At 68.4% G+C, this 22,375-nt stretch carries 18 protein-coding genes and 2 pseudogenes; 14 read left to right on the top strand and 6 right to left on the bottom strand.

Translation table 11 applies throughout. The features are described from left to right. Positions 1–142: 142 nt before the first annotated feature. Together ACYVO6_RS09280 and ACYVO6_RS09275 are read left to right on the top strand one after the other, a co-directional pair. Positions 143–877, top strand: coding sequence for an NADPH-dependent F420 reductase (locus tag ACYVO6_RS09280; protein ID WP_461059159.1), 735 nt, complete (start codon positions 143–145; stop codon positions 875–877). 180 nt (positions 878–1,057) lie between these two features. Continuing rightward, the gene (locus tag ACYVO6_RS09275) at positions 1,058–1,765 is read left to right on the top strand and encodes a nitroreductase (protein WP_461059157.1); all 708 of its coding nucleotides are present in this window, start codon (positions 1,058–1,060) and stop codon (positions 1,763–1,765) included. Positions 1,766–2,361: 596 nt separating this feature from the next. Here the strand turns inward: ACYVO6_RS09275 and ACYVO6_RS09270 are convergent. After that, complete coding sequence (locus tag ACYVO6_RS09270; RefSeq protein WP_461059155.1) at positions 2,362–3,459, bottom strand: NmrA family NAD(P)-binding protein; 1,098 nt, start codon at positions 3,457–3,459, stop codon at positions 2,362–2,364. Between the two features lie 883 nt (positions 3,460–4,342). On the opposite strand from ACYVO6_RS09270, the gene ACYVO6_RS09265 reads away from it, so the two are divergent. Continuing rightward, a complete protein-coding gene (locus ACYVO6_RS09265) occupies positions 4,343–5,680 on the top strand; it encodes an NtaA/DmoA family FMN-dependent monooxygenase (protein WP_461059153.1) in 1,338 nt (445 codons plus the stop codon). Next, on the top strand, positions 5,680–6,204 hold the full coding sequence (locus tag ACYVO6_RS09260) for a flavin reductase family protein (protein ID WP_461059151.1): 525 nt from the start codon (positions 5,680–5,682) through the stop codon (positions 6,202–6,204). Before ACYVO6_RS09265 ends, ACYVO6_RS09260 begins: the two co-directional genes overlap by 1 nt. A gap of 27 nt (positions 6,205–6,231) precedes the next feature. Here ACYVO6_RS09260 and ACYVO6_RS09255 read toward each other — a convergent pair whose 3' ends face one another. Together ACYVO6_RS09255 and ACYVO6_RS09250 are read right to left on the bottom strand one after the other, a co-directional pair. After that, positions 6,232–7,905 (bottom strand): CocE/NonD family hydrolase, encoded by a 1,674-nt coding sequence (locus ACYVO6_RS09255; protein WP_461059149.1) that lies wholly within the window; start codon positions 7,903–7,905, stop codon positions 6,232–6,234. 105 nt (positions 7,906–8,010) lie between these two features. After that, complete coding sequence (locus ACYVO6_RS09250; protein ID WP_461059147.1) at positions 8,011–8,889, bottom strand: alpha/beta fold hydrolase; 879 nt, start codon at positions 8,887–8,889, stop codon at positions 8,011–8,013. A gap of 562 nt (positions 8,890–9,451) precedes the next feature. Between ACYVO6_RS09250 and ACYVO6_RS09245 the strand changes: the two genes are divergently transcribed. From ACYVO6_RS09245 to ACYVO6_RS09225, 5 genes and pseudogenes are all read left to right on the top strand, one after another. Further along, the gene (locus ACYVO6_RS09245) at positions 9,452–10,021 is read left to right on the top strand and encodes a TetR/AcrR family transcriptional regulator (RefSeq protein ID WP_461059145.1); all 570 of its coding nucleotides are present in this window, start codon (positions 9,452–9,454) and stop codon (positions 10,019–10,021) included. A gap of 160 nt (positions 10,022–10,181) precedes the next feature. After that, a pseudogene (locus ACYVO6_RS09240) lies at positions 10,182–10,733 on the top strand (SDR family NAD(P)-dependent oxidoreductase); the annotation flags it as partial. Position 10,734: 1 nt separating this feature from the next. Next, a pseudogene (locus ACYVO6_RS09235) lies at positions 10,735–11,118 on the top strand (aldehyde dehydrogenase family protein); the annotation flags it as partial. A 530-nt stretch (positions 11,119–11,648) separates the two neighbouring features. Then, positions 11,649–11,879, top strand: a complete 231-nt coding sequence (locus tag ACYVO6_RS09230; RefSeq protein WP_461059143.1) for a hypothetical protein — start codon at positions 11,649–11,651, stop codon at positions 11,877–11,879. Positions 11,880–11,972: 93 nt separating this feature from the next. Continuing rightward, on the top strand, positions 11,973–12,944 hold the full coding sequence (locus ACYVO6_RS09225; protein WP_461059141.1) for a hypothetical protein: 972 nt from the start codon (positions 11,973–11,975) through the stop codon (positions 12,942–12,944). Between the two features lie 55 nt (positions 12,945–12,999). Here ACYVO6_RS09225 and ACYVO6_RS09220 read toward each other — a convergent pair whose 3' ends face one another. Further along, entirely contained in the window at positions 13,000–13,212 is a 213-nt protein-coding gene (locus ACYVO6_RS09220) for a GNAT family N-acetyltransferase (RefSeq protein ID WP_461059139.1), read from the bottom strand. A 23-nt stretch (positions 13,213–13,235) separates the two neighbouring features. Between ACYVO6_RS09220 and ACYVO6_RS09215 the strand changes: the two genes are divergently transcribed. Together ACYVO6_RS09215 and ACYVO6_RS09210 are read left to right on the top strand one after the other, a co-directional pair. Continuing rightward, positions 13,236–14,741, top strand: a complete 1,506-nt coding sequence (locus ACYVO6_RS09215) for an ABC transporter ATP-binding protein (protein ID WP_461059137.1) — start codon at positions 13,236–13,238, stop codon at positions 14,739–14,741. A 45-nt stretch (positions 14,742–14,786) separates the two neighbouring features. Then, entirely contained in the window at positions 14,787–16,445 is a 1,659-nt protein-coding gene (locus tag ACYVO6_RS09210) for an ABC transporter substrate-binding protein (protein ID WP_461059135.1), read from the top strand. A 195-nt stretch (positions 16,446–16,640) separates the two neighbouring features. On the opposite strand, the gene ACYVO6_RS09205 is transcribed toward ACYVO6_RS09210, so the two are convergent. Then, on the bottom strand, positions 16,641–18,161 hold the full coding sequence (locus ACYVO6_RS09205; RefSeq protein ID WP_461059133.1) for an NCS1 family nucleobase:cation symporter-1: 1,521 nt from the start codon (positions 18,159–18,161) through the stop codon (positions 16,641–16,643). Between the two features lie 575 nt (positions 18,162–18,736). Continuing rightward, positions 18,737–19,360, bottom strand: coding sequence for a TetR family transcriptional regulator (locus ACYVO6_RS09200; RefSeq protein ID WP_461059131.1), 624 nt, complete (start codon positions 19,358–19,360; stop codon positions 18,737–18,739). A 47-nt stretch (positions 19,361–19,407) separates the two neighbouring features. Here ACYVO6_RS09200 and ACYVO6_RS09195 point away from each other — a divergent pair, with 47 nt between their 5' ends. The 3 genes from ACYVO6_RS09195 to ACYVO6_RS09185 all read left to right on the top strand — a co-directional run bounded on the left by ACYVO6_RS09195 (position 19,408) and on the right by ACYVO6_RS09185 (position 22,346). Next, positions 19,408–19,794: an AMP-binding protein gene (locus tag ACYVO6_RS09195; RefSeq protein ID WP_461059129.1), complete on the top strand. Its 387-nt coding sequence runs from the start codon at positions 19,408–19,410 to the stop codon at positions 19,792–19,794. Between the two features lie 161 nt (positions 19,795–19,955). Next, positions 19,956–20,717 (top strand): SDR family NAD(P)-dependent oxidoreductase, encoded by a 762-nt coding sequence (locus tag ACYVO6_RS09190; RefSeq protein WP_461059127.1) that lies wholly within the window; start codon positions 19,956–19,958, stop codon positions 20,715–20,717. A gap of 75 nt (positions 20,718–20,792) precedes the next feature. Beyond that, positions 20,793–22,346, top strand: coding sequence for a hypothetical protein (locus tag ACYVO6_RS09185; protein ID WP_461059125.1), 1,554 nt, complete (start codon positions 20,793–20,795; stop codon positions 22,344–22,346). The last annotated feature ends 29 nt before the right edge of the window (positions 22,347–22,375 follow it).

The raw sequence follows: 22,375 nt of genomic DNA, 5'->3' as shown, positions 1-22,375 counted from the left end.
GCAGTCCACCGGCCGCCCCCTCGTGGCCGGTTGCCTGGAACGCCCGGGGACCGAGCGGGAGCCCGGCAGCCAGCAGCCCCCGCCCGCACATTCATCACATCTTGCCGCCCTCAGGGGTGGTGCAACCTCTGAAGGACAAATCATGAGAATTGCTGTTATTGGCGCAGGGGCGATCGGGGGGAATCTGGCCCGCAAGCTCAGCGCGGCCGGTCACGACGTTCAGGTGGCGGGCGCCCGGGGCCCCGAGGTCGTCCCGGACGACGTGCTGGAGTCCGGAGCCCGCGCGGCGACCCCTGCCGCGGCCGTCCAGGACAAGGACGTGATCGTCCTGTCCATCCCCTTCGGGCGGGTCCCGGAACTGGCCGGTCTGTTCGCCTCCGTACCCGGTGAGACGGTGGTCATCGACACCTCCAACTACTACCCGCACCTCAACGGGCAGATCGAGGCGGTGGACAACGGACAGGTGGAAAGCCTGTGGGTCACCGAGCACCTGGGGCGGCCCGTGGTCAAGGCATGGAACGCCGCCCTGGCCGGCACCCAGCAGACCAAGGGCGTTCCGGCGGGGACCCCGGGCCGCATCGCCATCCCGGTCGCGGCCGACTCCGACGAGGCACGGCGTGTGGCCATGCGCCTGGTGGACGACACCGGCTTCGACCCCTTCGACGCCGGCGCGCCGGCCGACTCCTGGCGCCAACAGCCGGGCATGCCCGCCTACTGCACCGAGCTGACCCTCAAGGAGCTGGAGCCGGCCCTGGCCGCGGCCGACCGGGCCGAGGCCCCACGCACGCGTGACCGCCTGATGGAGCGCTTCGCCGCCCTCACGTCCACGCCCACCTTGGAGGAGATCGTCGAAATCAACCGCTCTGCCCACCGCTGACCCCCCGCTGCCGCCGCGCTCGTGCACGGGACGGCGCAAGGGGTGCCGTGTCGGCGGCACGTTACGAACACGAAGAGCACACAGCCCCACCATGCTGCGGCCTGCAGCTTCGGCGCGACCCTGCCCGCAAGCGCCCCGGCCGAAGAGTGGCGGGACTGAGTACCACTGAGAGGAACCGCCTTGCCCAGCGCAGCATCAGCCTTGACCGACATCGTGCGGTCCCGGCGTTCCGTTCGGAAGTTCCTGCCCACCCCGCTGTCCCCGTCGGACATGCGCGGCGTGCTGGAAGATGCTCAAACCGCCCCATCGAACTGCAACACCCAGCCCTGGACGGTGCACGTCGTCTCGGGCGCGCCCCGGAACGCCCTGAGCAAGGAACTGCTCAAGGCCGACGAGGAGGGGCGGCTCTCCTCCGATTTCACCTTCTCCTACGCGGACTTCGGGGAGGGCGCCTACCTCGACCGGGCGCACGACCACGCCGCGACCCTCTACCAGGTTCTGGGCATACCGCGCTCGGACCGGACCCGGAGGAAGGCCGCGGCCCGCGAGAACCTGACCTTCTTCGGCGCTCCCCATGTCGCCTTTCTCTTCATGCCGTCGTTCGGCGACGGGGTGCGGGCGGCCGGTGACATCGGCATGTATGCGCAGAACTTCCTGCTCTCGCTGGCGGCCCGCGGGCTCGACGGCATTCCGCAGACCATGCTGGGGTTCTACGCCGACGTCGTCCGCGAGTTCCTCGGCGTGCCGGAGGAGCTGAGGCTCCTCTTCGGTATCTCGTTCGGAAGGGCCGATCAGGCTGCTCCGGTGAACGGCTTCCGCATGGGACGGGTTCCGCTCGAGCGGAGCGTGGTCCTGCACGGGACCCTTGGAGTCCTCGACGAGCAGTAGTTCTCCCCTGCCCAAGCGGCCGCGCTCTGCTGCGCGATGCCTGGTCAGCCGGCGTGCAGATCGACTGTCAGCCGTGGCCGAGGATGGCATCGACCAGGCAGTCATGGAGGTCAGCCGCTGACGGCCCGCCAGGACTTCAGCCGAGGGATCCTGTGCTGGTCCTGGAAGGCGGACGGAGGCCGGGGTGGGGGCGCTTGTCTGGTTGGCGGCAGACTGCTGAGGCGCTCGATGTTCACGGCGATGGCCGTGAGGACGTGCTGCGTCGCCTCGCCGCACCTCGTGGACCGCAGTGCTGGACGCTCGCCGGCTCGGCCCCGACGCCGCCGCCGTCACCGCTGCCCAGCTCCGGCAGGCCGCTTCACGGATGCCATCCGCGACGCCGGGATCGGCGAGTACGGGCCGTCCCGCACCTGTCCCCCGGCCCCATCACCACGTACGCGAGCGACCTGCGCGGCCTCGGTCTGCCCTGACACGGCCGTCGCCGCCGGGACGAACCGCCGCGGAGCCGTACGCTCCCCGGCAGCAACTCCCGGCGAAGATCGCGAACATTCAACTCATCGCTCAGCATCTACCGAGCCGCCATACCGCTCACCCGTTTACAACTTGCCCGTCCTCATATCCGCACTGCTCTTGAGGATCGCAGAGTCGAGGCTCCAGTTCTCCGGTTGGACCCTCTCCCAGAGGCTACCTTTACCGAGTTCCCTTCCCGTCTGGTCCTCTCGACGGAACCACGCCTCAGCACTTCTGATCCTGTTGGGGTGAATTTCGTCGAGCAGGGCGTAGTCCCTGGTGATGATTCCGTGTTTCCACGTATTCCAGAAGCCCGTGAAATTGTCCCGGAAGCTCATGGTGCTTTTGTCGTTGGGATCGGCGTTGTAACCGGCAGGTTGATCAGCAATGCCCTTCACGTCCGGCGCGTTCCAATATGTGTCCAGATCAGTGTCGATGTACTGTGCCGGATGCCCGGTGACCTTCTCGAACGCCGCAGCCATATCGGTATAGGTCATGTGTTCGATGGCGACTTCAAGGTCCATGCCATTCGCCCGCTCCGGATGATCGAAGAGCCAGCGAACGTAGAAGCCGCAATCTTCGAGAGCCACGTGAGGAACGGCTCCCTTGCCGAGAGGGACTCGCCACGTGACGACACCGTCCTCAACGGTGGGTGTCATGGGCGTGAGCGGTGAGATCACCATCTCAATGTAGGGACCTGACGTGAAGACCGCTGCTCCCATCCGGTCCCTGTTCTTTTCATTCTGAAACAGTACCCATTCGGCCATGCGGCCTTTACCGTCATAGTGGCCGGTGCGGAACCTGGAGTCGTAGCCGGACTTCTTGAGGGCGTAGTCGAGGTTTCCGTAGACGAAGAACTTGATTCCTTCTTCAATCGCTATCTCGTAACTGCGGATGGCCCAGTAGGTCTCCGTTTTCTCGCCGGTGTTGAACCCGTCGATGTTGATGAATACCCCGTCACAGTCGCGAAACCCTTCCCGCAGCACGTCCTCGTCGGCGAACGACCCTTCAAGGAGGGAGACGTTGCCGAGCGCGAGGAGCGCTTGGGCTCGGGGGGAGTTGGAATCGCGAGTGAGAACCCGGACGGAGTACTTCTTGTCGGCGACAAGAGAGCGGACGATGGGCATCCCTTGAGCCCCTGTGCCGCCGATCACGAAGATACTGGAGGTGGTGTGAGAAGACATGGATTTCGACTCCGGAGGTTGAGTACGTACGTGATCAGTACGCGATGGACGCGGTGCGTTCGAGACTGATCTCTGCATCAGTTTGGCGACCAAGCACTCGCTGGGAAACTGATCGGTTTCAAGCAGGATACACCGATCGGTTTTCGAGTGGCAAGCGTCTCCGGCAGCGGCGCCTAGACGGCCTCGCGAGCCTGGGCACGGAAGGCCCCATCGCGGTCGGCCAGGACAGGCGCAGGTCGCAGGCGGCCTGGATGATCGGGGACCCGGCACCCCTCACCCGGCGCCCGGCCGTCGCCCGCAGCCCGGCAGGCGCGCGGCGGCCGGTATCTGTGCGACCTGCCCGGTCATCCACGGACCGCCGGCGACAGCTGAAGCGAGCCGCTCCACTTCTGCGGCGCCGGACTCTTCGCAGCGGGTTGGACCCGCGCGGCCGGAGCCCTGTGACTTCCTCCCGATCGGCCGGGAGGAACCTTTGTCGAGCTCCATCGCAGCGCATATCCGTCTGCCCGGGCAGCTCGAAAAGGCGATGCGTCAGCGCATGTCTGCCGCATCGAGCAGGGCGGCCGCCGTGGGCGCGACGAGCCCCGTCGTTGCGGAGCACCTGAAGTCCCTGACCCGGCTGGTCGCCAGCGGACGGTACGGCGCGGGCGGCGTCAGCGACCAGCTGGAAACCCTGCTCGGCCGCCCCCGAAGGCCGTGCGGTGGGTACTGGAGAACCATCCGCGCATCCAGAAGCTGGCGTCTGCCTGAGCCGCTGGGCGATCCGGGCCACCCCTCCCACTCGTGGGATTCGGCCCTTTTGACAATGCGGAGGATACCTCCGTATTGTCGAAGGAAAACGGATGTATCCTCCGTTTTTCTCGTCTCGCCTGGAGGAGCGACCATGACAAGCCGGCAGATGCTCCTGTGCATGCAGTTCACCAGCGGCTACGGAGCCGAACCCGGGGCATGGCGCCTGCCGGGGGTGAACCTGTCCAGCTACACGGACATGGACCAGTTCGTGCGCTACGCACAGACCGCCGAGCGCGGCAAGATCCAACTGTTGTTCTTCGCGGACACCCCGGTCCTGGACGTGGACCTCGAAGACCAGGCCCCGCACTTCCCGATCGACCCGCTGCTGGTCATGACCTCCATCGCGCGCGAGACCGAGCGGATCGGCCTGGTCGCCACCGGCTCCACCACCTTCAACGAGCCCTACAACCTCGCCCGCCAGTTCAAGGCCCTGGACGTGATCAGCCACGGCCGGGCCGGCTGGAACGCGGTCACCACCTCCGACCCCGCCGCCGCGGCGAACTTCGGCCGCCCGATTCCCCCGCGCACGGAGAAGTACGAGCGCGCCCACGAGGTCGTCCAGATCGTGCAGGCGCTGTGGGGCAGCTGGGAGAAGGATGCATGGGTCCTCGACGTCCCCGGAAAGCGGTTCGCCGACATGGACAAGATCCGGCCGGTCAGCCTCCAGGGCCGCCACGTCGCCGCCCGCGGCCCGCTGCCCATCCCCCCGTCCGAGCAGGGCCAGCCGGTCATCTTCCAGGCGGGCGGCGGCATGAGCGGCCTGGAACTGGCAGGCCGTTACGCCGACGGCGTCTATGCCAACCCCTACACCGTCGAAGACGGCCGGGCCCAGCGCCAAGCACTGCGCGACGCCGCCAAGCGCGCCGGGCGTGACCCCGATGAGGTGAAGATGTTCGCCGGTTTCATGCCGACCATCGCCTCCTCGCGCCGGGCTGCCCTCGACCGGCGGCGTCTGCTGGACGAGTCGGTCGACCTGCGACAGCGCGTCCGCTATCTCGGCGCCATGATCGGCCTGCCACTCGGTTACGACCAGATCGACGAATCCCTCTCCGCGCGCCAGCTGGCCGACGCCGTGCCCAGCCCGCACGACCCGCGCTCCGCCCGCGCCCTGGAAGTGGTCCGGGAAGGCTGGTCCCTGCGCGATGTCCTGGCCCACGGGGTCATCGACTACCACCCGGTCGTGGCCGGCACCGCCACCGATGTGGCCGACCACATGCAGAAGTGGTTCGAGGCAGGGGCCTGCGACGGCTTCTCGCTGGCCATCGACGGCTACCACGACGGCGTCGACGCCTTCGTCGACCAGGTCGTCCCGATCCTGCAGGAACGCGGCCTGTTCCACCTCGACTACGAAGGCCCCACCCTGCGCGACCACCTCGGCGCCCGCGACCAGTACGGGCTCGACCCGCGCGTCACGGAAGCGGCTCGATAATGCCCACCACCCAGCCCTCCGACACCGTGACCGAGCAGGCGTTCCGCAACGCGATGGCCACCGTCGCGACCCCGGTCGCCGTGGTCACCGCCATGGATGGCCAGCGCCCGCACGGCACCACGGTCAGCGCCTTCGCGTCCCTGTCCATGACGCCCCCCATGGTGCTGGTGTCGCTGGACGAACGCTCACAGCTGCTGGCGATCATCCGCCGCACCGGCCGCTTCGGCCTCAACGTCCTGGGCGCGCACCAGGCCGGTTTTGCCGCGGCCTTTGCCCGCTCGGACCGGGACAAGTTCGACCAGGTCACCTGGTCGCCGAGCGAGGAACTGCCACGCCTGCCGGATTCAGCGGCGTGGATCGCCGCCAAAGTCGACGACTACGTCCGCGCCGGAGACCACACCCTCCTGCTCGCCCACACCCTCCTGCTCGCCCACGCCGTCACTGCCGAAGCGGGCGTGGGAAGTCCGAGTCCGCTCACCTATCACCAACGCGCCTTCGGCACCCACACACCGCCGGCCACCTGACCCTGCGATCACACGGGCTCGCGCTTCCTACCGGGCCGGGACCACGGGCAGGACGATGCGGGACGGCCGGGCGGGGTCGTGGAAGACCTGCTGCCGGGCCACTCGGGCGGTGGTCGCGCTCTCCTCGGGTTCGCCGGTGTTGAGGTTGCGGTCCCAGCGCGGGAAGTTGCTGGAGGTGACCTGGATCCGTATCCGGTGCCCCGCCTGGAAGACGATGCTGGTCGACCACAGGTCCACGCCGTGCTCGGCCGCCTCGCCCGGTGTCGCCCGTACCCGTACGATGCCGTCGGCCACATTGCGGGACACGCCCATCTCGTCGACGTCGCACAGGCGTGCCACCCAGTCGGTCGAGGGCCCGTCGGTGGCCGCGAAGAGCACCGCCTTGACGCGGCCGGTCACCTCGACGTCCTCGGTGAGCGGTTCGGTGGTGAAGACCAGGACGTCCTCGCGCGTCTCCACGGCCGTCTGCTCCAGTGGCCCAGGACGGAACTCGTCGGTCATCAGGAGCGCGCCGCCGGTCGTGGGCACCGGATCCATCGGATCGTAGGTGAACTCCTCGGGCTGCTCGGCGGTGGACGGCGGCTCACGGGTCAGGCGCCCGTCGGCGCGCAGGTGGAAGTCCGTGTCCACCGCACGCGACAGGGGCCATTCCGTCTCCTCGCGCCACTGGTTGATCCCCATCACGAACAGCAGCACCTTGCCCGTGTCCGGCTCCAGAGCCTCGCCGTCGCCGAGCGTGCGCCCGAACCAGTCGAGCTGCAGGTCGTGCACGCGTCCCCGCATGCCCATGAAGTCGGAGTGCGCGGCGAACCCGAAGTTGACGTCGCCGACCACGTGCCGCCAGTTGGTGTGGGACCACGGGCCCATGATCAGCGTGGCGGACCGGCCGGCCCGGCGCATGGCGGTGAAGTTGTCGAGCGTGCCCTGGGCGAAGATGTCGTACCAGCCGCCGAGCTGGAAGGTGGGCAGATCGACCTCGTCATGCCGGCCCGCGACAGTGCAGGACCGCGCCCAGCCGGGCTCCCGCCGGGACCGCTCGTAGCCCAGCTCGGGCAGATCGTGCCGGGCGAACGCGGGAAACCGCCCGGCGGGCAGCTCCCCGTAACCACCGCTCGCCAGGCCGTCCAGATCCTGTACGAGCCCGGTGATACTGCTCACGAGCCCGTCGAGGTCGGTGCGGTGCCGGCGCATCAGGGTGTCGGCGCCCTGCATGAGGGACCAGGGCGCGGTGATGCCGAGCTCGATCGCACCGCCGCGCGAGAACAGCCCGTCGTCCGGATCTGACCACGTGATCATCGGGGCGATCGCCTTCAGCTCCGGCGGCTTCGACAGCGCCGCCATCCACTGGGTGTTGCCGAAGTAGCTGCCGCCGATCATGCCGACGGAGCCGCTCGAGCCGGGAAGGGCGGCGGCCCACCGTACGGTGTCGTAGCCGTCGCTCTCCTCGTACGTCCACGGCTCCCACTCGCCCTCGGAGGCGAACCGTCCCCGGGTGTCCTGGATGACCACCAGGAAGCCGCGCCTGGCCGCCGCCAGGGGATCGAGCACGACGCCCATCATGGGCGTCTGCTTGCCGTACGGCAGCCGGGTCAGCAGCACCGGCCACGGTCCCGTACCGCCGGGCCGGTAGACGTCCGCGCGCAGCACCGTGCCGTCACGCATCTCCGCCGGAACATCGAACTCGATCTGGATCTCCGTCATGTGCTGCTCCTTTGCCTGCCACGACGCCTTCACGCGACATGGTCGAGCCGGGTCCCCCTCACGCACCACACCCGAATGGGGGTGGCCACGGCGCTCCCGGGGCAGTCACGCCGCCGCGTTCAACAGGTCGGCCAGCAGGTCGGGCCTCTCCAGAGCGATGAAGTGGCCCACTCCCGGCACCTGCGTGAAATCGGCGGCAGGCAGCAGTTCCTTGTTGGCTTCCCGGTCCGATGGCCGGGACCAGTCCTTCTCCCCGTAGACGAGGTGGATGGGGGCCTTGACCTCGGGGTAGCGCGAGCGGGCCGCGATGAGGCTGGGCAGGCTCTGGTACACGGCCCGGGCGACGGTCGGGTAGCCGGGGCGGCTGCCCACCTGGAGGAGCTCGTCGATGTAGTCCTCCCGCAGTGCGCTCTTGTCGCCGAGGCCGCCCTGAAGGATCTTGCTGAGGGCGGGCTTGGGCTCCACGCCGGCGATCACCGGACCCACCCCCGGGGCGAGGACACCGGTGACCACCACACGGGCGAGGAGGCCGGACCGGGCAATTCCGCCGCGGAAGTCGTACGTGTTCACCGCCACGACGCGCCGTACCCGCTCCGGCAGATCGGCCGCGGTGGTCAGGGCGAGCACCGCCCCCATGGACTCCCCGACCAGCGTCACGTCCTGGAGGTGGAGTTCGGCCAGGAGCCGTTCGACGCCCGCGCGCATCTCCGGCTCCTGGTACGACGCACCGGGCACGATCTCGGAGTAGCCCATCCCCGGCAGGTCGAGGGCGTACACGGTGTACTGGTTCGAGATCAACGGGATGAGGGAGCGGAAGTGCTCGGCCTGCGTGCGCACGGTGTGCAGCAGGACCAGGGGGGCACCGGTGCCCGCCTTGAGGTAGCGCAGCGTTCCCTCGTGGCTGTGGCGTCCTGCGCGCGGGGCGAGGGTGTGGCTGGTGGTCCCCGGAATGTGGATCGTGGGACGCATCTCTGGGCTGGGCATCTCGCCGGCTCCCCCTGTGTGTGAACTGCGGATAGGTGACTCGGGTACGGCCCGCCCGCAAGGGTCGTGACCGCGCTCCAACTCCCGGACTCGTTGATAAACCGGCCGGTTTCCACCACCGTAAACCGATCGGTTTCCGCGCGCAAGCTCAGGCAGTGAACTGAAAAGTGGACGGCCGCTGAGTCGAAGGTGCTCACCGCGCTCGGCCTCGAGAGCGAACCGGCGGTCATCTTGCTGAACTCGCCTCTGCCCGGCATGCGTTGGTGAGCCTGGGCTCCTCGGTCGCGCAGCAGGCGCGTCTCCGCTGGTCAGGGGGTCGGCCGACTGCGGGGTATGGACACTGTGGAAGGAGTGCGGGTGTGGGCGATGGGCGTCCTCGGCGTCGTCGACGCCTTGGGTGTGGCTGCAGGTCTCGTAGTGCTGGGGCGCCTTGGCCCCACTGCAGGGCCGACCCCTTTCGCCGGACGGCAAGGTGCGGGTCGAGGGGGACGGCCCGCCCCTTGACCTTGCGTGCAGAAACCGATCGGTTTTCATTTTGTCCGCATCGAGTTAACCTCGTGGTATGACCACTCAAGTGAAGCCAAGTACCAGAGAGCGGCTGCTGGAGGCGGCGGCCACACTCACCTACCGAGACGGTGTCGGCATCGGCGTCGAGGCGCTGTGCAAGGCGGCGGGGGTGTCCAAGCGCTCCCTGTACCAGCTGTTCGAGAGCAAGGACGAACTGCTGGCAGCGAGCCTGGAGGAACGCTCCTCCGCCTTCGTGGCGACCCTCCTGCCCGCGGCGGACGATGGCCGCTCACCCCGCGAGCGGATCCTGCACGTCTTCGAGCGGCTGGAGTCGCAGGCGGGTGCGCCCGAGTTCCAGGGCTGTCGGTACCTGGCCGTGCAGATCGAGCTCAAGGATCAGAACCACCCCGCGAGCCGGGTGGCCCACCGGGTCAAGGCGGACCTCACGGCGTTCTTCCGTTCCGAGGCCGAACGGGGTGGGGCGAGCGATCCCGACCTGCTGGCCCGGCAGCTGATCCTGGTCTTCGACGGCGCCAGTGCCCGTGCGGGGATCGGAGCCGACAACCTGACAGGGCTCATCGCGCCCACTGCGGCCACCCTGCTCGATGCGGCAGACATGCGCTGACACATCGACTTTTCGAGCAGGCGCGGTCACCGATGCGCTCCCCGAGTTGATGCCGGTTTGGGGCAGCCGGATCAGTTCACTGCCTGAGCTTGCACAGGAAAACCGATCGGTTTACAGTGAGGGGAAACTGATCGGTTTCCCAATGACTTCGGAGCCTGTGATGACGACAAATCGGCCGGTGGCCCTCGTGACGGGCGCGTCCTCCGGCATCGGGAAGGAAGCCGCGCTCGCGCTGGTCGCAGCGGGTTTCGACGTGGCCGGCACAGGCCGCGACGCCTCACGCGTCACCCCGCTCGACGGTGTGACGTTCCTCGACCTCGACGTGGCCAGCGACGAATCGGTCACCGCCGCGGTCCAGCAGGTGATCGAGCGGTTCAGGCGGATTGACGTCCTGGTCAACAACGCCGGCGTCGGCTCGATGGGTGCGGCCGAGGAGACCTCCGTCGCGCAGGCCCAGGGCGTCTTCGACACCAACGTCTTCGGGGTCATGCGCATGGTGAACGAGGTCCTGCCGCACATGCGCGCCCAGGGACGCGGGCGCATCATCAACATCTCGTCCGTACTCGGGTTCCTGCCCCAGCCGTACATGGCCGTCTACGCCGCCTCCAAGCACGCGGTCGAGGGCTACTCCGAGTCCCTGGACCACGAGGTCCGTGAGCTCGGCGTCCGGGCGCTTCTCGTCGAACCCGCCTACACCAGGACCGGATTCGAGGATGAGCGATGAGATCTTCGGCCCCATTCTGCCCATCGTCCGCGTCCCCGACCTGGACGCGGCGATCTCCTTCATCAATGAGCGGGACAAGCCGCTGGCTCTGTACGCCTTCACCGCGTCCAAGCGCTCCAAGCGGCGCCTGACTTCGGAGACCTCCTCCGGCGGCCTGGCCTTCGGCGTGCCGACCGCCCAGCTCGCCGTGCCCGGCCTGCCCTTCGGCGGCGTGGGCGAGAGCGGCATGGGCAGCTACCACGGCTCGTACTCCCTGGACACCTTCAGCCACACCAAGTCCGTCCTCGACAAGCCGCTCAAGCCGGACACCCTGAGCGTGACCTACCCGCCCTACACCCGCCGCAAGGACCGCATTCTGCGACGGATCACGTGAACCGGAGCAGCGATGTCTCCCGGGGATTCATGCGGAGCAGGGACACACTGCCGCCGACGTGACCCCCGGCACCCTCGCCGCCTTCACCCGCTTCGTGCGCTGGAGATGCCGGTCCTGGCCACCGGTGGTCAGCACGTCGCCGTGATGCAGGGAATGCTGAAGGCAGGGCGACCGACGTCCGGTACACGAGCATTGAGGGCAGCGGCCACATCGCGGAAGAACAGCCGGAGCCTGCGGCGAGAAACCGGAAGGGTGGAAAGCCGAGCAGTTTTACGATTCTTTCACGGTGTTTACCGGCCGTTCTCGATAACTCGCAAGTAACAACGCGTCGTTGTTTGAACGATAACCCTCTCATGAGTGGTTGCGGGATTTTGTTGAAGTTTCTAAGTCCGAGTGATCTACTGATCTTGCTGCAGTGAGCTGCTGAATCGGCAAGAGCGCAGGGGTACTTCTATGTGCCGGGATCCGCGTCCGTCCGCTTTCACCGCTCCTTCCTGCAGTTGTTGCCACCCCTCACCGAAAGGCCCCCCATGAGGACCCCCGTTTCCGCGATATCCGCCGTCGCCGCGGGCGCTGCCGCCATCGCGCTGCTCAGCGTTCCCGCCACCGCGTTCGCCACCACCGCGGAAGGCACGACCGAGCGATCCACCTCCTACGTGGCCGCCGGCAGCGTCTTCCAGGAAGCCCTGGCCGAGGGCACCGTCGTCGGCACGCTGGACTACTGCGAGCCGGGCGCCAACGAACCGGGGCGCTGCAGCTGACCCTGCCGACCGATGTCCCGCCGGATCGGCCGACTCGGTCGATCCGGCGGGGCGCCCGACCGCGCGGAGCGGAAAGGACGGTGACGTTGCGGCATGACCGCATCGCACGCCCTGGTGGTGTCCCTGCGGAAGGCGGGGACGCATTTGCTGAAGGAAGTGATGACCCGGTTCGGCTACTCCCTCCATGGGGAGGTCTCGGCCACCGCCGACATCCAGCCGAAGCTGAGGGGCGACACGCTGTGGCGGGTACTGACGATGGTCCACGACGAAGAGGAACTGCACCGGCTCACCGCGAGCAAGGACCGGGCCGCGGTCGACGCGACCATCGCCGAGGCGGTCGCCGCGTTCTACGGGGCCTGGCGCATTCGGCTCGGCATACCCTGGCGGGGCCCGGCAGACGAGGCCCCTTCACAGGAACTCGTCGCCAGGACCCTGGCGCGGACCGCCGCCCGCAGCTTCGCCGACACTCCAGGAGGCGTCTGCTGGTTTCTGCACCAGCTCGATCCGCACCGGGTCGACGAGGGTTTCCTGAGCGAGTGGCTGGACACCGGCAGCCCCAGGATCGTCTTCAACTACCGCGATCCGCGCGACGTACTGCTGTCCATGGTCAACTTCCTCTCCAGTGAGACCGGCCGCGGAGTCGGCCACTTCACCGACCACCGCGTCTACGGCGCCATCCTGCGGAACGCGGGCAGTTTCGAGGAACGACTGACCATCGCCCTCACCGACCCCTGCTTCCCCGGCGCCGACGCCTTCGAGCGCGGGCTGTGGCTGCTGCGCCACCCCGCCGTCTGCAAGGTCTCCTTCGAGGAACTCGTCGGCCCGCGCGGCGGCGGCTCCCGGCAACTCCAGTCGGCGGCCGTCGTCCGGATCGCCGACTTCCTCGGCACGGACGGCGACCCTGTCCAGAACCCGGCCGGCCTCGTCGACCAGCTCTTCAACGACCGGGCGTACTCGTTCCACCAGGGACGGATCGGCGCCTGGCGCGAGCACTTCACGCCGGAGCACGAGAAGCTCTTCGAGGAACGGTACGGCACCGTGCTGGACGCCTACGGATATCGCTGACCGTGGGACCCTCCCTTCCGGCCAGGTCACCTCTGGTCGGTGGTATCGGGCGCCGTCACCCCCGGTCGGAGACGAGCGACCAGACCTCCACATCATGTCGCACACCGCCCAGCGTCAAAGCCGAGCGGAGCACCCCCTCGCGCTCCATACCGAGTCGTTTCGCCACCGCGATGCTGCGTACGTTCCCGGTCGCCGCCGACCACTCGGCCCGGACCATGCCCCGGGTGCCGAAAGCCCAGTCGATCATGAGGCGGGCGGTCCGGGTCACCAGTCCGCGGCCCCGCGCCTCCGGTGCCAGCCAGGCACCCAACGAGCAGACCCCGTTCCGGGTCACCGCGGACGCGCCGCGACCGGGCCGTCGCCGCTGCGGAGGTCGCGCGCCGCCTGCACGAGGTCGGGCTGGCCCCGGCGACGGTCGTCGACCGCTACCCCTTCCAGCTCTCCGGCGGCATGCGGCAGCGCGTCGCGATCGCGGCGGCGCTGGCGCGGGATCCGGAGCTGCTCATCGCGGACGAGCCGACGACGGCCCTGGACGTCACGACCCAGGCAGAGGTCCTCGCCCTGCTGCGACGGTTGCAGGCCGACCGGGGTATGGCCCTCGTGCTCATCACCCACGACCTGCGTGTCGCGTTCTCCGTCTGCGACCGGGTGCTGGTCATGTACGCCGGGTCCGTGCTGGAGGACGCTCCGGCCGCCCTGCTCGCCCGCTCGCCGGGACACCCCTACAGCCTCGGCCTGATGCTGTCCGAGCCTCCCGTCTCCCACTACGTGGACCGGCTGGTCTCCCTGCCCGGCCAGGTGCCGGCCGCCGACAGCGTCGCCGGCACCTGCGCCTTCGCCGACCGGTGCGAGTGGCGGCGCGACGCCTGTGCGACGACGCGACCCGAGCTGGTCCCCCTGCCGGAGGAACGGAAATCCGCCTGCGTACGGATCACCGAGATCGACGACGAGCTCCGCGGCCGCCTGCTCGCCACCACCACCCCGGCCACACCTCCCCCCGCCCCCGACGGCCCCCCTCTCCTCGTCGTCAAGGGCCTCACCAAGACGTACCGGGGAACGTCTTCGCGCATCCTGCCGCGAAGGACGACGACGGGGACGACGGCACTGCGCGAGGTCGCGTTCGAGCTCCGCGAGCGCGAATCGCTGGGCGTGGTCGGCGAGAGCGGCTCCGGCAAGACCACCCTCGCCCGCTGCCTTCTGGGCCTGACCAGGCCCACCACCGGCACGATCCGGCTCGGCGGTGTCGATGTCAGCGACTACCGCGGGCTGAGCCGGAACGACCACCGCGAGGTGCGGCGGCTGGTCCAGATGGTCTTCCAGGACCCGTACTCCTCCCTCAACCCACGGCTCACCATCGGTACGACTCTGCGCGAGGCGGTCGCAGCGGGCCCCGACCCGGCCCAGCCGCCTCAGGAGTTGCTGGAGCGTGTGGGCCTGCCCGCCTCGTACGCGCGAAAGCACCCGGGCGCGCTGTCCGGCGGTGAGCGACAGCGGGTCGCCATCGCCCGCGCGCTGGCGGTCCGCCCCAAGCTGCTGATCTGCGACGAGCCCGTCGCGGCGCTCGACGTGTCGGTGCAGGCCCAGATCCTTCAGCTGCTGCGCGAGGTGCGCGCCGGATACGGCACGAGCCTGATCCTCATCACCCACGACCTGTCGGTCGTCCGCCAGATGACCGACCGCGCCATTGTGCTGAGCGGCGGGGAGATCGTCGAGAGCGGCGAGACCGCGGCCCTCCTCGATGCCCCCCGCCACCCCTACACCCAGCGACTCCTCGCCTCGATTCCGGGCGAGAGCTGAGCAGCCCCGCTCAGACACCCCCCAAGTACGGAAGCAGGAAACCAGATGCCCCCCACCGCGCCCAGCCGACCCGTCAAGCCGTTCTCGCGGCGGACGCTGCCGACCGCCGTGCTGCTCACCGCCCTCACCGTCGTTGCCGCCACCGCCTGCACCAGCGACAACGACACCGCGGCCACGGGGCCGAAGAGAACGACCGACAAGGCCATACCCGTGGTCGACTGGGCGCTGCCCAACGCGCCCGCGTCGCTCGACTACGCCAAGAGCTACGACAACAACTCGACCGGCGCCGTCATGTCCCTCGTCACGGAGCCCCTGGAGCGTGTCTCCAGCACCGGTGAGTTCACCCCGAACCTCGCGGCCTCGGTCACCCAGCCGGACACCACCACTCTCGTCTACAAGCTCCGGTCGGGGGTGAGGTTCTCGAACGGTGCGGAGATGACGGCACAGGACGTCGCCTGGAGCATCGAGTACTTCACGGCCGATACGGCCCAGACCGCCGCCCTCGGCCAGCAGGTGGGCAGCGTCAGCGTGACCGGCCCGCTGGAAGTGACCGTGAAGCTCAAGGCCCCCGCCCCGACGGCGCGTGCCGGTATCGCCCTCGCGACGCTCGTCGAAGAGGCCAAGTTCGCGAAGGCGCACGCCAAGACCCTGGGCAACGCGGGGACCGCCCCGATCGGCACGGGCCCCTACAGGGTCGCCTCCCAGACGGCGGAGAAGATCACGCTGGTCCGGAACGCGCAGTACACCCGGACCAGACCGGCCGCGGACAAGGTCGTCTTCTCTGTCATCCCCGACGACACGGCCCGCCAACTCGCCCTGCGCTCCGGTTCGGTCGACGGCGGCCCCGTGACCAACCCCAAGAGTGTCGCCCAGTGGAAGGCCATCCCGGGCGCGACGGTCTACGCCTCCCCTTCGCTGTCCCAGAACTTCCTCGCCATGGACGTCACCCACGCCCCCTTCGACGACGTGCACGTCCGCCGGGCCGTCGCCCACTCGATCGACATCGCGGGCATCATGAAGGCCGGCTTCGACGCGTACGCCAAGCCGATGACGGGGCTGGTCCCCGCCGGGGAACTGGCCGGCGTGGCCGGCTCGCAGCAGGCGGCGGAAGCCTTTCTGGCCGACCTGCCCCAGTACGAGCACAGCGAGGCCGAGGCCAAGGCCGAACTGGCCAAGTCGGCGCACCCTCAGGGCTTCTCGACGACCATCGAGTACGTCAAGGACTACCCCTGGCAGGAACTCACCGTGCTGAACCTCCAGCGGAACCTGAAGCCACTCGGCGTGAAGATCACTCCCAAGCCCGTCACCGCGAACGAGTGGTACGCCAAGTTCTTCAAGCACGAACTGACGGGCATCACCCTGCCGTTCGGCTTCGGGGCGAGCTACCCGGACCCGGCCCCCCTGCTCGGCAAACTCGTCGGCACGACCAACATAGGCCCTCAGAAGATCAACATCGCCAACTGGACCACCCCCGAGGTCGACAAGGCCCAGCAGACCGTCACCACCGCAGGCCCCAGCGCCACCCGCTGGGCCGCCGCCAGGACGATCCTCACCCAGGTCGCCGACCAGGTCCCCTACGTCCCGCTCTTCACCGAGGACGAGGTCTACACCGTCGGCAAGGGCCTCGCCTTCGAGAAGTCGGGCATCACGTCCTTCGACCTGTCCAACGGCAGCTGGATCTTCACGCTGAAGCCGACGGCCTGACCCGGGCGCCGGCTACGTACCAGTACAAGGCCGGCACCAAGGCCGGCGCGGGGACGGTCACTGCGGCTGGTCGGTGTTCGGCAGCCAGGGGTGTCGGGATGCCGACAGCACCGCCCGCTGCACGACGAGTAGGGCGCCTGACCGGTATCAGCCCAGGTCGGGCGCCCTGCTCGGGTTGCTGGAAGAAGCTGCCCCCTATGCCTCTGTCGCCTCCGGCGCTTCCGTTGCCGCCGTCCTCGCTGCGAGGGGGCTCCTGCCCCCGCTGAACGCGAAGTAGAGCACCCCGGACACGACGACTCCGATGAACCAGGAGTACGGACCCAGCGTCGCCCCGTATCCGGACGGTCCGTAGACGGGGAGGATGCTGGAGAAGACGGCGCCCACCGCCCCGGCGGCGAACGCCCGTACGTTCCAGCCGCCCTGGAAGCGGAACTCCCCGCCTTCGTCGTACAGAGCGGGCACGTTCAGCTGTGTCTTCCGGATGAGGTAGTAGTCGACGACGATCACACCGAAGATGGGGCCCATCGTCGAGCCGATGGCGTTGACGAAGCTGGGGGCGTTGTCCCAGGGGTGGAGCGGGTAGAGCAGGAGCGCGATGACGGCGGCGATGAGGCCGCCCCTGCGGAAGGTCACGTACTTCGGGGCCACGTTGGCGAAGTCGAAGGCGGGACTGACGAAGTTGGCGACGACGTTGATGCCGAGGGTCGCCACGGCGAAGGTCAGGGCGGCGAGCAGGACGAGGAACGCGCTGTCGAACTTGGCGGAGATCTCGGCCGGTTCGAGGATGACCTCGCCGTACACCTCGCTGGCGGCGGACGTGGTGATCGCGGCGACGAGGGAGAAGAGGATCAGGTTGACGGGCAGGCCCCAGATGTTGCCCTTCTTCAGGGCCTTCTCGTCGGGGGTGAAGCGTGCGAAGTCACCGAAGTTGAGGAACAGGGCGGCGAAGTAGGTGACCCAGGTGGCGGCTATCGCGGCGATCGCGGCGAATGAGCCCGGGCTGACGTCGAGCCCGGTGGCGCTCTTGGCGAGTGCGGCAAGGTCACCGCTCGGCATGTCGACGGAGAAGGACAGTGTTCCGGCCTCCACGGACAGCGCGATCGCGAGGATCAGCATCATCAGCCAGACCGCCGGGCCGGCGAAGTCCTGGAAACGGCGGACCGTTTCCATCCCCTTGCTGATGATGAGCAGTTGGGCGGCCCACACACCGAGGTAGCACAGCACTTCAAGGCCGCTGTGGTCGAAGAGCCGGCTGGTCTCGTGCAGATCCCTGGGTCCGTCGTAGCGGATGAGGAAGGCCACGATGGCGCCGGCGGCGGCGCTGGTCTGGGCGCCGTACCAGAAGGTGGCGACCACGGCCCGTACGAGAGCCGGGACGTTGGCGCCGAAGGTGCCGAACGAGGCGCGGGCGAGGACCGGGTAGGGGACACCGGTCCTGACGCCCGCCTTGCCGATGAGGGTCATCAGCCAGTAGATGATCAGCGAGCCCACACCGATGCCGATGAGGAACTTGAAGGTGTTGCCCGCGACGAGGAACAGGCTGGCGGCCAGGAAGTAGCCGTACAGACTGTGCACGTCCGAGGTCCAGACGTTGAAGATGCTGAAGGCGCCCCACTTGCGTTCGGTGGCGGGGGCGAGGTCCGCGTTGTAGAGACGGGGGGAGTACCCGGGCGGGGTGGCGGTTCTGTCCGCGTCCGCGCTGTCCGTGGCCGTCATGTCCTGCTCCTTCTTGCTGTGCCCCATCCCCTACCGACGTTGTGCCGGACGGTTGATGCGTCAGCTAACGGCCCGGATGTTGCATCGGCATGTCGGGCGCATAGCGGACCCGTCAACGGAAAATCTCTTCCATTTCTGGATCGGGTCGCCGGTTGATCCGTGCCTGTGGAGCGGTTGGGCGAGGAGCGTGATCACAGGCGAGACGGACTCCCACGGAATTGTCGGCCGGTGGCAAGGGCCCGAGGCGTGATGCGCGGCGTGTGCTCGTGCCGCTCACTGCTGGTGACGACATCGATCGCATGCAATGGCGGCGATGCCAAGTCCCTTTTGTCGACAACGGAGTTGTCTGCCTGCGGTCGCACGGCTACCGCACCGGCCTGGCGGGCAAGGTGCCCCTCCGCGTCCAGGCCGGGGATGGTTCCACGGCTCCGTGGGGCTCACGGACGCGGCCATCAGCCAGAAGATGCTCTCAGACGTGACGGACGGGCTGTGGCGACGCCTGTGCGTGCGCTCGGTGCGGTAAGCCGCCACTGGCACAGCGAGCGTGGAAGCGTGCCTGCGGGGCGGCGGCCGGGTTACTCCGCCAACGCGCCCATCGCCCGGTCGAGCAGCACGGCCAGCGGGACAGTACCCTCACAGGCCACCCACCCCGTGGCGGCCACGTCCAGGCAGGCGAGCGCGGCGGCGGCCAGTGCCCTCGGCCTGGTGTCCTCGGGCCGGTCAGGGCCTGCCCCCAGCCGCCGGGCGATCTCCGGCACCAGCAGCTCCTGCCAGCTCAGTTGCTTCTCGTAGTGCCGGGCGCGCAGTGCCGGGGTCTCCTGAAGCATGCGCAGATAGCTGAGTGCCTGCTCGGGCGCTGCCTCGTTCATCCGCGTGAGGACGTCGAACGCCCGGCGCAGTGCCTCCCAGGGCCGCTCGTCGTCGGGGCGGGCGGCGAGCGCCTCCGCGATCTGGCGGCCGGATTCCTCCAGGCGTCCGAGGACGATCTCTTCCTTGGTGCCGAAGTACCGGAACAGGCTGGCGCGCGACAGGCCCACCTCGCCGGCGATCTGGTCGACGGTCGTCCGGTCGAACCCCTGCTCGGTGAAGAGCCGGTGCGCCACCTCGACCACCTCCGCCCGAACCGTCGCACGCATGCGCTCACGCAATCCGGGCGGCTTGCGGGCGGGCTGGTCGGCGGTACGGGCGGTCTCGCTCATACCAGAAGGGTACAGCAAGGACTCAATTTGATACTGAGTATCAGACTGTGCGGCAAGGCGGACGCGGCGGCGCTCCGTGCGCTGCTGCCCCGGCTCCGGGGCAGGCCGCTGACCCGCTCGTACCGGCCCGCCGACACCTCCTGGCCGGTCCTCGACTCACCATCGGGGACGTACTCCGCAACGCCGCATCGACCGCCCCGGACCGCCTGGCGCTGATCGAGATCGCCCCGCCCGGCGCCGACCGCACCTGGACCTACGCCCAGCTCCTGGACGACGCCGAGCACGCCGCGTCCTGGCTGGCCACACGGTTCGCCCCGGGCGAGCGCATCGCCGTCTGGGTCCCCGGCATCCCCGAGTGGGTCATCCTCCAGTACGGCGCCGCAATGGCCGGGCTCGTCCTGGTCACCGTCAGCCCCGCACTGCGCGACGGCTGACACTTCTGGAAGCCCTGAAGTCGTCCGCTCTCTGGCGCACACTGCGAGAGAATTATATTCTCATTTTTTGGAGATTACATTTTTCTTCAGCGGAGATGGCGTTCGCGTAGGGCTGCGGATGCCAGCTGTCAGAGCTGCCCAAGCAAGCGGAGGCGGTCATCGTGCATGGGTTGAAGGGCAAGGTGGTCCTGGTGGCGGGTGCCGCCACCGGGCTGGGCGCCGCCTCGGCGCGGCGGCTGGCGCGGGAGGGCGCCAGAGTCGTCGTCGGCGATCTGAACGCCGGCGGTGCCGAGGAGACCGCCGCCGGCATCCGCTTCGGGGGTGGCGAGGCGATCGCGGTCGAGTTCGACATCTCCGACGCCGCCTCGGTCGGGAACCTGGTCTCGGCGGCGGTACGGACCTACGGAGGTCTGGATGCCGTTCACGTCAACGCCGGGGACATGGGCGCGGTCCAGAAGGACACCGACGTCGTCGACATCGACCTCGCGGTATGGGACCGCACCGTCGCCGTCAACCTGCGGGGCCACATGCTGGTCTCCCGCCACGCCGTGCCCGAACTCCTCGCCCGCAGCGGTGGTGCGATCGTCTACACCTCCTCCATCGCCTCGTTCACAGGTGACCCCAAGCGGCCGGCGTACGCCGCGACAAAGGCGGGCGTCAACGCGCTCGCGCGCCATGTGGCTTCACGCTGGGGCAAGGACGGCATCCGGGCCAACGCGGTCGCGCCGGGTCTGATCCTGACTCCTGAGATCGAGCAGGGTGCGCCGCCGGAGATGCTGCGGGCCATGCTCGACCGGACCCGCAGCACTCGTCACGGTCGCGCCGAGGACGTTGCCGGCCTGGTGTCCTACCTGCTCTCCGAGGAGGGCGCCTGGATCAACGGGCAGGTCCTGAACGTCGATGGCGGCACCGTGCTGCGCTGACGAGCCGTGCGTCGCGACGGAAGCACATCTCCACATCCTCACGATTCGCGGAAGCGAGGTCCTTCCAGCATGCAGATGAGTGCGAGATTCCCCACGAAACGCGCGTTCCCGGCAGGAGCGGTCGCGGCGCTCCTTCTCCTCGCGTCGTTCCAGCCGCAGGCGGCTCAGGCGGCGGAGCCACCTGCGTCGCTCTCGTCGGCGACGGTTTCGGTCGACTTCGGGTCGAGGCAAGGTCAACTGCCGCGGCCGGAGAGGTACAACAACTTCGGCAACGTCACTGCGTGGCCCCAGCAGCGCGCCGGTGATGTGAAGCTCTTCAACCGGCAGGGCCTGCACGGTGACATCTACCGCGTGTGGCTCAGCAGTCCCAACGCGCCGGTTGAAGACAACGTCTTCAACCAGTGCGACCTCAAGACCCTGGCTTGTGACTTCTCCAGGCTGGACGCCTACCTCACTCAGGCGAGCACCGTGTCCGACGCGGTGATGGTGAATCTCAATCCAACGGACTTCGTCGAGGGCAAGAGGCCGCAGAAGGACCTCAAGCCGATGCTCGAGCTGATCATCCGAAGCCTGAAAGAGGAGTATCCCCGCATCAAGTACGTCGAGGCGTTCAACGAACCGGACTGGCAGTTCCACGGAAAGCAGCGCCATGACGGACTCCCCGCGGACGAGACGACGTTGCAGATCGACGGTCTGTACCGCTTCTATGTGCCGTTCTACGAGGCCGTCGACGAGGTCAACAAGGAACTCCGGCGTGCGGACCGGGTCAAGCTCGGTGGGCCGGGGCTGTCGCTGATGGACCCGAAGTGGCTGGAGCCCTTCCTCGACGCCTACGCGGCCGACAGGAATCCGCGCAAGCGCCTCGACTTCCTCTCGTACCACTCCTACCTTTCGTGGGACGCGGACTACAAGGTTCCGACGCTGTACAGCGGCGACCTCAGGGTGGTGGCGTCGCAGCGGAAGGTGTTGCGCGGATGGCTGAAGGAGCGTCGCCTCGACCAGCACATCCCGGCCTTCGTCAGCGAAACGGGCGTCTATCCCGGTCCGGCCTACGACGACGCCGACCCCAAGAAGGACTACATTCGGCAGGCAGCCGCCATGGCCACGTACGGCCACTTGTACGCGAGCCAGCCCGACACCTACATGTTCAACTGGTGCGTGCGGCACAGGGTCGAGGAACGCAAGGACCAGCTGGTGACCCGCACTCCGAACGGGCCGCTCAAGGACACCTTCACCCCCTACGGGAACATGATGCTGATGCAGTCCAAGATGAAGGACACCAGGGTGTCCGCCGTCTCGGAGGCTCTCGAAGGGGACAACGGCGTCTACGCGATGGCGTCGAAGGACAGGACCGGCGCATCGCTGATGGTCTGGAACTGGCAGCACGTCAACGACCGCAGCTACCGGGCCGCGATCGACATGTCCCGCATGCCGTCGGCGCTCAGGCACGGTCCGGTTCGCCAGCGCGTGTTCCGGATCGACCAGACGACGAGCAACTACTTCAGTGACCCGGCCAAGGCCAACCTCCAACTGGTCAAGGAGAAGATCGTCAGGCCGGGCAGGACCTATACCGAGACGGTCGACCTCACGCCCAACGCGATCTACCTGATCCTCCTCGAACGCACCTGACGGGCATAGACCGACCGAGTCGGGTAGCC

Source organism: Streptomyces pseudoechinosporeus, from assembly GCF_054783935.1.
The sequence above is the reverse complement of the archived record's forward strand: the minus strand, read 5'-3'. Positions and strand labels throughout refer to the sequence as shown.